This is a genomic window from Rhodococcus sp. NPDC057014, from assembly GCF_042673295.1.
In the GTDB taxonomy this organism is placed as follows: domain Bacteria; phylum Actinomycetota; class Actinomycetes; order Mycobacteriales; family Mycobacteriaceae; genus Rhodococcus_F.
Map to the genome: position 1 here is coordinate 1 of NZ_JBHUSF010000322.1, position 10,392 is coordinate 10,392.

11 protein-coding genes and 1 pseudogene are annotated in these 10,392 nt (G+C 66.3%); 10 read left to right on the forward strand and 2 right to left on the reverse strand.

Going from position 1 to position 10,392, the window contains the following annotated elements; all coding sequences use genetic code 11:
• A partial coding sequence (locus ACFTZB_RS37610) for an MFS transporter (RefSeq protein WP_378439775.1) occupies nt 1-1,320 on the reverse strand: 1,320 nt, incomplete at its 3' end.
• Nucleotides 1,321-1,442: 122 nt separating this feature from the next.
• Here ACFTZB_RS37610 and ACFTZB_RS37615 point away from each other — a divergent pair.
• Nucleotides 1,443-2,465: an Lrp/AsnC family transcriptional regulator gene (locus tag ACFTZB_RS37615; RefSeq protein WP_378439777.1), complete on the forward strand. Its 1,023-nt coding sequence runs from the start codon at nt 1,443-1,445 to the stop codon at nt 2,463-2,465.
• Between the two features lie 18 nt (nt 2,466-2,483).
• On the opposite strand, the gene ACFTZB_RS37620 is transcribed toward ACFTZB_RS37615, so the two are convergent.
• Nucleotides 2,484-3,365 carry a fumarylacetoacetate hydrolase family protein gene (locus tag ACFTZB_RS37620; RefSeq protein ID WP_378439779.1) on the reverse strand — a complete coding sequence of 294 codons (882 nt, stop codon included), beginning with the start codon at nt 3,363-3,365 and terminating at the stop codon, nt 2,484-2,486.
• A 231-nt stretch (nt 3,366-3,596) separates the two neighbouring features.
• Between ACFTZB_RS37620 and ACFTZB_RS37625 the strand changes: the two genes are divergently transcribed.
• The 9 genes and pseudogenes from ACFTZB_RS37625 to ACFTZB_RS37665 form a co-directional block, all read left to right on the forward strand.
• The gene (locus tag ACFTZB_RS37625) at nt 3,597-4,619 is read left to right on the forward strand and encodes an AraC family transcriptional regulator (RefSeq protein WP_378439781.1); all 1,023 of its coding nucleotides are present in this window, start codon (nt 3,597-3,599) and stop codon (nt 4,617-4,619) included.
• Nucleotides 4,620-4,957: 338 nt separating this feature from the next.
• Complete coding sequence (locus tag ACFTZB_RS37630; protein ID WP_378439783.1) at nt 4,958-5,530, forward strand: VOC family protein; 573 nt, start codon at nt 4,958-4,960, stop codon at nt 5,528-5,530.
• 31 nt (nt 5,531-5,561) lie between these two features.
• Nucleotides 5,562-6,134: a flavin reductase family protein gene (locus tag ACFTZB_RS37635; protein ID WP_378439785.1), complete on the forward strand. Its 573-nt coding sequence runs from the start codon at nt 5,562-5,564 to the stop codon at nt 6,132-6,134.
• 61 nt (nt 6,135-6,195) lie between these two features.
• Nucleotides 6,196-7,401, forward strand: coding sequence for an acyl-CoA dehydrogenase family protein (locus ACFTZB_RS37640; protein ID WP_378439788.1), 1,206 nt, complete (start codon nt 6,196-6,198; stop codon nt 7,399-7,401).
• A 22-nt stretch (nt 7,402-7,423) separates the two neighbouring features.
• On the forward strand, nt 7,424-8,812 hold the full coding sequence (locus ACFTZB_RS37645) for an alpha/beta fold hydrolase (RefSeq protein ID WP_378439790.1): 1,389 nt from the start codon (nt 7,424-7,426) through the stop codon (nt 8,810-8,812).
• 17 nt (nt 8,813-8,829) lie between these two features.
• Complete coding sequence (locus tag ACFTZB_RS37650; protein ID WP_378439792.1) at nt 8,830-9,105, forward strand: hypothetical protein; 276 nt, start codon at nt 8,830-8,832, stop codon at nt 9,103-9,105.
• Nucleotides 9,102-9,491, forward strand: a complete 390-nt coding sequence (locus tag ACFTZB_RS37655; RefSeq protein WP_378439794.1) for a nuclear transport factor 2 family protein — start codon at nt 9,102-9,104, stop codon at nt 9,489-9,491. The genes ACFTZB_RS37650 and ACFTZB_RS37655 overlap by 4 nt, the downstream gene beginning before the upstream one ends.
• Before the next feature lie 79 nt (nt 9,492-9,570).
• On the forward strand, nt 9,571-10,152 hold the full coding sequence (locus tag ACFTZB_RS37660; protein ID WP_378439796.1) for a nuclear transport factor 2 family protein: 582 nt from the start codon (nt 9,571-9,573) through the stop codon (nt 10,150-10,152).
• Nucleotides 10,149-10,392 (forward strand): annotated as a pseudogene (locus tag ACFTZB_RS37665) (hypothetical protein); the annotation flags it as partial. The gene ACFTZB_RS37660 and the pseudogene ACFTZB_RS37665, both read left to right, overlap by 4 nt.

Sequence of the window (10,392 nt, forward strand, 5' to 3'; positions counted from 1 at the left end):
GGTCTCGGGCATGAGGTAGACCGCGGCGGCGGACACGGCCATCAGGCCGATCGCGTAGAGGGGGAAGGCTGCGGGAAGGTGCAACTGGTCGAACAGCGACAGAAGATATGGTGCGGTGCCGCCGAAAAGAGCTGCGGCGATCGAATACGGGACGCCTGTGCCTGCGGCCCGGATCTTGGTCGGGAACATTTCCGCGAGGACCGCGGGAGTGATCGAGGCGAGCCCCGCGACGAAGATCAGCGCGGTGCTCATCGCCACGAACAGTTGCCAGGCGTCGTCGCGGATCATCCAGTTCAGCGGGAACATCAGTATGACGAGTGCGCCGAAACACATCAGGAGTACCGGGCGGCGGCCGATCCGATCGGACAGCGCTCCCCAGAACGGGAGCGCGATCATGAACAGCACCGTGGCGATGGAGCCGGCCCACAGCGCGGACGTCGGGTCAATGCCCCGTTCGGAGATGGCGAAGGCGGGCGCGGCGACGGCCCACACGTAGTAGACGACCGTGCCGCCGACGCAGAAGCACACGACGCGGAGCTGGAGCGCCGGGTGCCGGCAGATTTCCTTCCAGATCGAGTGCCCGCAGTGCGTGCGTGTCTTCTCGAACACTTCAGTCTCGGGAAGCGACGATCGCAGGACCAGGATGATCAGGCCGAGCGCGCCACCGATCAGGAACGGGATGCGCCAGCCGAAGGACGACATCTGTTGCTCGGTGAGGGCGGCGCTCAGTACGGCGCCGAGTATCGTTCCGAAGAGCACGGCGAGGGAGATGGAAATGTACATTGCACTCGACCACAGGCCACGCCGATGTGGTGGAGCGGCCTCGGCCAGATAGGTTTGCGCAGTGGGTACTTCACCGCCGGTACCCAAGCCCTGGAGCAGTCGCGCCGAAACCAGGAGGATGGGCGCGAGCACTCCGATCGAAGAGGCGGTCGGGATGGCACCGATACCCACGCTGCCTGCGGCGGCGAGGCTGATCGACCACATCATCGCGAATTTTCGGCCCCTGCGGTCGGCGAGCCAGCCGAGGACGAAGCCGCCGATCGGGCGTGCGACGAAGCCCGCGGCGAAGACAGCGAGGGTTTTCAAAACCGCGGAACTTCCACTTCCGGCGAAGAACTGACCGGCGAAGAACACTGCGAACGTCGTGTAGACGCTCCAGTCGTACCATTCGATGGCAACGCCTGCACCCAGACTCGCCAGTGTTCGACCCGGACGCCGGGGTCCGGGCGGAGAAGGGGGCGCAGCACCGCGCTCGGGAACGTCACCCGGGCGGGGCCGGTCGGATACGACGGCTACGGTCTTGCCTATTGGGTCCACGGAAGATGCCTCCGGATGGTCGGATCATGACGAAAGGTGATTGCGTCATCCTGGGCGCAGAACCGCCGACATCTCCGGATCCGATAGTTATGCTCATTTGTCAGGGAAGAATCGAGATATTCGTGCACAGCGATCTGACCGAAGACGACATGGCGCTCATCCACGCGCTGCAGATCTGGCCGCGGGGCAGCTGGAGGGCGCTGGCCCCGATCCTGGGAGCCTCACCGATGACGTTGGCAAATCGATGGAATCGACTCCGCGACGCCGGCCTCGCCTGGGTGACGGCACTGGCGGTGCCCGGCCTGCTCAGCGGCTACTCGTCCGTTGCGCTCGTCGAAGTCGACTGTGTCCGAGACTCGTTCGACGACGTCGTCGCGCGCCTCGAGCAGACTCGGCAGGTCATCGCGATCGAACACGCCGCGCGCGGACGTGATTTACTGCTGACCGTCGACGGTGGATCGTTCGACGGACTGGCGGCGTTTCTGGTCGACGTACTCAACCGGATACCCGGCATCGCCTCGACCCGTAGTCACCTCGGCGTGCGGGTGCACCTCGAGGGCAGCCGGTGGCGTCTGGATGCATTGGATCCGGGCCAGCGGGAGGCCGTCACCGCCCTGCGACAGGCCGCCCGACCGGACCTCGGTCTGTCCCATCCGCGGCCGCGACCGACACCGCTGCTCGCGGCCGTCGAGAAGGAACTGTTCTACGACGGTCGCGCGAGCGCCGCCGAGATCGCCACACGACTGGACCGTCCGTCGTCGACGGCACGGCGCGCCCTCGCCACACTGCTCGGTTCCGGGGATCTGGCCGTCCGATGCGAGGTGGCGCAGTGGCACACCCGATGGCCGATCAGCGTGACGTGGTGGTGCCGGCTGCCCGGCGAAAAGCTGGACGACATCGTGGGGCAGTTGCGCCGGGACGGAAACATCCGGATGTGCGTATCCCTCACCGGGCCGTCCAATTTCGCCGTGCAGGCATGGGTCGCTGACATGGCCGACCTGATGGCCACCCAGACCCGTCTCGAACACATCCTGCGCCCCGGCGAGATCACCGACAGTTCGGTCACGCTGCGCACCCGCAAACGCAACGGTTGGCTGCTGCAGCCGGACGGGCGAGCGCGAGGAGACCGAATCCCGCTGATGTAGTGGTGATCCAGACGTGGGCTACTTCGTATGCGGGTCGGCGACGAATCGCTGGTTCAGCTCACCGATTCTTTCGATCCAGCTGTGCAGCCGCTCGCCGGACTGCAGATACCGAGGCGGCTTCTGTCCTATTCCCACACCGGCGGGGGTCCCGGTGAAGATCACGTCGCCGGGATAGAGAATGACGGTGTGCGAGAGCGCGGCGACCAACTCCGACACCGGGAAGATCAGGTCGCTGGTGCGGCTCTTCTGGACCTCCGCGCCGTCGATGGCGCAGCCCAGTTCCAGATCGTCGGGGTCGGCGAACTCGTCGGGCGTGACCAGCCACGGGCCCTGTGGTGAGAATCCGGGGAATGATTTGCCGAGCCCGAATTGCGCTGCAGGTCCGCGTAACTGCGAGAGTCGCTCGGAGATGTCCTGCCCCACCGTCAGCCCGGCGACGTACGACCACGCATCGGAGGGTGCAACTCGGTGGGCCTCGCGTCCGATGACGACCACCAACTCCACCTCCCAATCGACGTTGCCCCCGTCTGGGAGGATCACCTCGGTGTCGGGTCCGGCGAAGCTCGAGGTGTACTTGGTGAACACCGGCGGAAGTGTCGTCGGCGAATCGAACCCGGACTCGGCCGCATGTTCGTGGTAGTTCAAGCCGATCGCGAACACCTGCCGGGGTTCCGGCGACGGCGCACCGAGCCGGGTCCGGTCGATCGCGAATCCGCCGTCTGCCAGGGCGGTGAGATCCTCGGCGGCGGCCCACGCGGTGACGTCTGCCCACACCCGATAGGTCTCGGCGAGAGAGGGGCCGAATCGGCCCCGCGATGCGGTGGCGAGATCTACCGCCTGCTCGGCACCGGCCTCTCCCAGTATCAGGGCGGCCCGGTTGTCGATATTGGCGATGCGCATGAAGTCCTCTGTTTCGTTCGTCGTGATGGCGGGCCGGGGTGGATCCGCCCGGCTGGTGCCGGCATAGCGTTAGGGTGTGACCCGGGTCATGGTCGACCATAGGGCGGGCGCACGCTCCAGGACTATCCGATACGCGCACCAGGTCGTCCGTCCCGCGAAGCGCCTGGTGGTGGTCCGCAGCACAACAGTGCTCGTATCATGGGCCCGGTACACGAGGAAGCAAGGATCAGCATGGTCGAACTGCCGGCGTCAGCGTTGACCGCCGAGACTGCACAGTCGCGGCGAGGGATCTTCTGCGCCACCGACGACTTCGACGTGTATCGCGCCAAGATCAACGACGCCTATTACCCGGCCCGACTCGAGATCATCGGCGGAACCCGGCAGTTGTCGGACGCACAGATGCTGGCAGTACGCCTGAACCACATGACCGTCGGCATCGTCCGCTTCGGTGCCGACGTCCTCATCGACCCGGGCGACGTCGGCGGCTACCACATCGACCTGCCGCTGTCGGGCTCCCTGGCGACCAGTTGCGGCGGTCGGGAAGTGCTGGCCACCCCGCAGAAAGCTGCGGTGTACACCCCGAACGAGCACACCTTTCTATCGAGGTGGGCCGCCGACAACACGCAGGTCAGCATCAAGATCGACCGGACGGCACTGGAGCAGGAGCTCGCTCGGATCCTGGGTCGTCCGCTCAACAAGAGCGTGCGCTTCGACATCGGTTTCGATCTGACCACCCCCGCCGGTCGACGGTGGGCCTCGACACTGCAGATCCTGCTCGACACGATCGCCGATCCCGGTCCGGTGCCCGATCCGGCCCTGATCGCTCAGGTCAGCCACCTCGAGCGGGCTCTGATCAGCGGGCTGCTGGTCAATCAGGGCCACTCCATGAGCGAAGCCATCCTCAACGTCGGCGAAGACACCGACAATCCGGCGGCAGTCCGCAAGGTCCTCGATCTTCTCGAGGAGGCACCGGGGGCTCAGCACACGGTCGCCGACCTCGCCGAGGCTGCCGGGGTCGGGGTCCGGCAGCTGCAGAAACTCTTCCTCGACCGGTTCGAGATGAGCCCGTCGGAGTATGTGCGCAATCTCCGGCTCGACGGTGTGCGGGCGGATCTGCTGAAGCACGAACCCGGCTGCACGGTCAGCGAAGTCGCATTCCGGTGGGGTTTCAACCACCTCGGTCGCTTCGCGCAGTACTACGAGCAGAAGTTCGGCGAACCTCCCTCACGGACACTGGGAATCCGCCAGGCCTGATCCACGGCCCTGCCGACGCGTCCCCCGCCGAGTCACACGCCGACCCCCGCAGGATCGGCGCCTGCATGCTGCCCACGCCCTGGTGGCACTACCCGGTTCGCCTACTGGACGAACGGACTCGCAAACCGGATATTCACATCCCGGCGCTGCCTCTAACGTGAATCTCAACCGGAAGTGAGCTAGCTAACACGAGCCGGCAAAAGCGTCCCGCCCCACTGGATTGCACACGCCCGGTGCCGGTGAGACGCACAGCCGAACACGTTGTCGGACAACCTCACACGACCGATCGCCTCGCCAACGGTGCTCACCGCACCCCACCTCCAGGAGAGTGAACCGTTATGTCGGCCAAGCCGAAGTTCGCACACGTCGTATTCCAGACCGGCCAGCCCACCGAGATGCGGGACTGGTACTGCACCGTCCTCGACGGGCACGTGGTCTACCAGGACAAGGCGCTGTGCTTCATCACCTTCGATGAGGAGCACCACCGGGTTGCGTTGCTGACCCCGCCCGTGCCGCTCGAGCGCAAGAGCCCGACCACTGCGGCCGCCCATCACGTCGCCTACACCTTCGACCACCTCGACGACCTCCTCGCCCGCTACGAACAACTCCGCGACAAGGGCGTGCTGCCCGCCGTCTCCATCGCACACGGCGTCACGACCTCGCTGTATTACCAGGACCCGGACGGCAGCTTCGTCGAAATGCAGATCGACAACTTCGCCGAGCCCGAGCACGCCACCGAGTACATGCACGGCCCCGAATACGCCGGCGACTCGGTTGGACCGGCCTTCGACCCCGAAGCCATGCTCGCTGCCCGCCGAGGCGGTGCCTCCGTCGACGAACTCACGAACCGCGCGTGGTCCCTGAAAGCGGACCTGCCGGACCCCATGGCCGTTCTCGTCGGCGCCCACTGACCCGCCCACCCATGACCCGGGGAGCAGAATCATGACCACCGCATCCGACATCGACCCCGCCGTAGTCGCCGGGGGCATCGACCCGAAGCGTTTCCGGGATCTGATGGCCCGGGTCTGCGCCCCCGTCACGATCGTGACGACCACTGACGGCGACGGCCCTCACGGGGCCACCGCGAGCTCGTTCGCGGCGTTGTCGCAGGACCCGCCGCTGGTCACCGTGGCATTCGACCGCCGGTCCGCGCTGCTCGCCCGGATCGTGGCCACCGGCCGATTCGGGGTCAATCTGCTCCACCACGGGCAGGAAGACCTCGCGATGCGGTTCGCGAGCCGCGGAACCGGCGGCGAGCGGTTCGCCGGAACACCGTGGCACACCGATACCGGCCTGCCCCGCGTCGACGACGCCGCAGGCTGGGTGGCGTGCGAGCTGTACAACACCGTCGACGGCGGCGACCATCTGCTCCTGATCGGCCTGGTCACCAAGGCCTGCAACGTCGAACGGCCCCCGCTGGTCTATGCCAACCGCACCTTCGGCACCCACTCGAGGTTCTCCGAACGCCCCCGTCGCCCCATCGTCGACCACATCACCGCCTGCACCTCCGACTGACACGACGGACATTCCCGCCGCGTCTGTCTTCCCCCACCCCTGAGCCTGAGAAGGACTTCCGATGACTACCGTCACCGACACCCCGCACATCACGGTCCCCACCTCCGCCGAGATCGTCGACCGCGTCCGCGAACTGCAACCGCTGCTGGCGAAGAACTCCGCCCAAGGCGAAGCAGATCGCCGCGTGGTCGAGGAATCGATCACCGCCCTCACCGAAGCCGGAGCCTTCAAGATCGCCCAGCCCCGCCGCTACGGCGGATACGAGACGTCCATGCGCACCATGCTCGACGTCTCGGCGGCGGTCGGCGCGGCGGACGGCGGCACCGCCTGGGTGGTCACCCTCTGCAATGTCTGCGCCTGGCTGACCGGGCTGTTCCCCGAGCAGGCGCAGGACGAGGTCTGGGCGACCACCCCCGACGCGAAGGTTTCCGGCGTACTGTCGCCGACCGCAGAAGCAGTCAAGGTCGACGGCGGCTTCAAGGTGACCGGCCGCTGGTACTACAACTCCGGATCCTGGCACGCGAGTTGGGCCGTCCTGGGAATTCCCATCACCGACGCCGACGGGGAAGTCATCGACCAGGGACTGGCCCTGATCCCCCGCGCCGACCTCGGCTTCGAGGAAACCTGGTTCGTCGCCGGCATGCGCTCCTCCGGGTCGAACTGCCTGATCGCCACGGACGTGTTCGTCCCCGATCATCGCATCATGCCGGTCCCGGCGGCGATCGGCGGTAATTACGCCACCGAACACACCGACGAAATCCTGTATCGGTCGGCGTTCGTTCCGCTGCTGTCCCTGGTACTGGCGGGACCGCAGTTGGGCATGGGCCGCAAGGCACTGGAACTGGTCGCGGCCAAGGCCGACACGAAGGCCATCGCCTACACCTTCTACACCGCGCAGTCGGACTCGGTGGCCTTCCAGTTGCAGATCGCCGAAGCCGCGATGCTCATCGACACCGCACACCTGCACGCCTACCGGGCCGCGGACGACATCGACAGCGCCGCAGTCGCCGGTGTCTACCCGGACGAGCTCACCCGCACCCGGGTGCGCGCCGACACCGGCTGGGTCCTCGACCACATCACCAAGGCCATCAACATCCTCATCTCCGCCCACGGTGCCGGAAGTTTCGGGGAGAACAATCCCCTGCAACGAATCTGGCGTGATTCGAACGTCGCGGCCCGCCACGCCGTCACCCTGCCCGCCGTCAACTACGAGGTCTACGGCAAGGCCCTCCTCGGCCGCGACGACCAGATCACCCCCCTCATCTGAGATACGAGGAACGGACATTCCCATGCAACGACTCACCACGGTGGTCGACGGTTACGCGGTCACGGCACGGTTGCACCCCGCGTCCACACCGAACCTGCACGCACCACTGCTCGTCGGACTGCACGGCGGCCTCTATACCGGCCGCTACTTCGAGGTTCCGGGATCGATCGCCGGATCGTTCGTGGAGATCGCGAATCGCAACGGATACAGGGTGCTGACCATCGACCGGCCCGGATACGGAGACAGTGATCTCCTGCCGGAGGACGAGAACACCTTCGAAAAGCAGGCCGAGTTGCTCGACGGAGCCATCTCGAATCTGATTGCGGACGTCGGCGCCAGCTCCGTCGTGCTCGTCGGGCACTCGATCGGCGGCATGATCGGCCTGGAGATCGCGGCACGCCGTCCGTCGTGGAACCTCGTCGGTGTGTCGGCAACCGGGATGGGGGCTCGGATCCCCGAACACGGCGCCGCCGAGGCGCTCGCCGCCCTCCCACTCGGCGGTGTGGTGGATGTGCCTGTGCCCGAACGCGAAAAGCTCTGGTACGGGCCGGCAGGCAGCTACAGCGCCGACGCGGTGGAGACAGCGCGGTCGTCGTACGCAGCGGCACCAATGGTGGAATTGGCGGCTGCACCGAGGTGGGCCGCGCAGAGGCTCACCGACGTGGCGGCGACGATCGACGTGCCCGTCCACCATGCCTTGGCCGAGTTCGACGCCCTCTGGGACAGTTCCATCGACGCTCGGGAACTGTTCCTCTCGAAGTTCCGAGACAGCCGCAGAATCCACTCGGAGATCATCGACGGTGTCGGTCACTGTCTCGATCACCACCTCACCGGCGCCGCACTGCATTACAAACAACTCGCCTTCGCGACCGAGTGCACGCTCCTCCCCTCGGCCACACCGGCCCCAACGACCCGACCCCTCACCGAGGAAGTGCATCCCAAGTCCGACAAGACCGCGCACACCGAGTGCCTGCTGTGCGCCATGGAACAGGCCGACGACACCCGGGTGGTGTTCCGCGACGAGTTGTGGGCCGCGGAGATCGTGACCGGCATGGAAGTACCCGGCTGGTTCGTTCTCCGGGCGCGTCGGCACGCCGAGCGGATCACCGGTCTCGACGACGACGAAGTGAGCACTCTCGGCCGTCGGGCTCGTGACCTGACCGCGGCCGTCACCAAGGTCACCGGCGCCCCCGCCACCTACCTGATGGTCTTCGGCGAGAACCACCGGCACTTTCACGCCCTCATCGCTGCGCGCGGTGACGACGTCCCCACCGACCGCCGCAGCGGCAATATTCTCCGGCTCGTCACCGAGCGCGCCGATCCGGCCGCCGCCACACAACTCGTGCCCGCTGTGCGCGAAGCGTATGCCCTTGCCGCTTCCGTCGATGCACAGTCCGCCTCCAGCACGTAAGGACAGAGGTCAACATCATGGCAACGGTGACGCAGCCGGAACAATACCCGCGCCCAGGGATCGCCGGGGCACGCGACTTCGTCGGATTCGCGCTTCAGTGGGCTCCGTTCGACAGTGGCGACGAATACATCCTGCCGCAGTTCGGGATCGTGCCGCAGACCTTCTACCGACGGCTGGCGGAGATCCTGCGCGACAGCCACACCCGCCTCGATCACAGTGTCCGCGAGACGCTGACCGCACTGTGCCGGGACAAGATTTTCGATCACCGACCGGACCCGGCGGACGCGCGATGACCGGGGACGCTGCTCTCCTGACCGCAGCTCGCTCATCCGACCGAGACCGCCTCGCGGCGATGGTCGCCGGCGACCTGGACACCCTCGATGCCCTCATCGCCGACACCGCGCTGTACATTCACTCGTCCGGTGAGGTCGACACGAAGACGGACTACCTGACGAAGTTGGCCACCGGCCAATTCCGTTATGCCACCGTCACCGCACAGGATCACCGGGTCACCGAGCTGGGATCGGCCATTGCTCTGACCTACCGCATGCAGGCTGAAGTCGTGTTCGCCACGGGCTCGCGCCAGATCAGCGCGCGGGCCACCGCGGTCTGGCGACAATTCGACGACGGCATTCGCCTGACCTTGTTCCATTCCACCGCACTGCAACCCGAGGAGTGATCGACATGCCTGCAGCTCTCGGCCCCACCCGTCACGCCGGACTCCCGGCATTCCCACGGCATGAAAGTGGAGCTTCCTGATGGATTCCTATCTCGCCGACCGTCGAGCGATCGACGACCTCATGACCGGCTGGATCCGCCGCGACCTCGCTCAATGGGACGCGATGCGGGAGTTGTTCCACCCCGACGGCATCATCGAAATCACCTGGTTCACAGGGCTCTTCACCGACTTCGTCGACGCCTCGGCACGAATGGGTGCGTCGGATCTGAGGACGAAGCACGTGATCACGTCTCCGGTGGTGACGTTTCACGGCAACCGGGCGGTCGCCGAGACGAATGCGATGATCGTCGCCGAGAACGTGGCACTGAAGCTCGGCTGCCTCAGTCACAATCGATTCCTCGACCGCATCGAGAAGCGCGATGGTGTCTGGAAGATCGTCGACCGCCGCAGCATCTACGACATGGGCTCGTTCACCTTCCCCTGCGGCATCGTCGACATCGACGCCGGCACCACCGCGAAGTACCCGTCCGAGTACGCCGCCCTGGCCTATCTGCTCGACAAGAGTGGATTCCCCGTCACCGGCGTCTTCGCGACCAAGGGCAGCGATCAGGAAGTCGAGATGAAACAGGCCGCGCACCGATGGCTGGAGACCGGACGATGACAACCCGCACCCGTATCACGGGAGTCCGCGTCTTCGACGGCGAGGATTCGCTTCCCCTCCCCATGGACGTCACCTTCGACGCCGGCGGGATCGTCTCCGTTACCCCCGCTGGATCCGCCGGCGCAAGCGCCGCCGCCACTGTGGTCGATGGTGGCGGCGCCACCGTGGTCGATGGTGGCGGCGCCACCGTGCTTCCCGGGCTGATCGACGCACACATCCATCTGCACGACGCTGACACCC

Excerpts from the sequence above, each read along its gene's own strand:
- ACFTZB_RS37620 (WP_378439779.1), bottom strand. The coding sequence starts at position 3,365 with ATGCGCATCGCCAATATCGACAACCGGGCCGCCCTGATACTGGGAGAG.
- ACFTZB_RS37650 (WP_378439792.1), top strand. The coding sequence starts at position 8,830 with ATGGCAACGGTGACGCAGCCGGAACAATACCCGCGCCCAGGGATCGCC.
- ACFTZB_RS37645 (WP_378439790.1), top strand. The coding sequence starts at position 7,424 with ATGCAACGACTCACCACGGTGGTCGACGGTTACGCGGTCACGGCACGG.
- ACFTZB_RS37640 (WP_378439788.1), top strand. The coding sequence starts at position 6,196 with ATGACTACCGTCACCGACACCCCGCACATCACGGTCCCCACCTCCGCC.
- ACFTZB_RS37655 (WP_378439794.1), top strand. The coding sequence starts at position 9,102 with ATGACCGGGGACGCTGCTCTCCTGACCGCAGCTCGCTCATCCGACCGA.
- ACFTZB_RS37625 (WP_378439781.1), top strand. The coding sequence starts at position 3,597 with ATGGTCGAACTGCCGGCGTCAGCGTTGACCGCCGAGACTGCACAGTCG.
- ACFTZB_RS37635 (WP_378439785.1), top strand. The coding sequence starts at position 5,562 with ATGACCACCGCATCCGACATCGACCCCGCCGTAGTCGCCGGGGGCATC.
- ACFTZB_RS37660 (WP_378439796.1), top strand. The coding sequence starts at position 9,571 with ATGGATTCCTATCTCGCCGACCGTCGAGCGATCGACGACCTCATGACC.
- ACFTZB_RS37630 (WP_378439783.1), top strand. The coding sequence starts at position 4,958 with ATGTCGGCCAAGCCGAAGTTCGCACACGTCGTATTCCAGACCGGCCAG.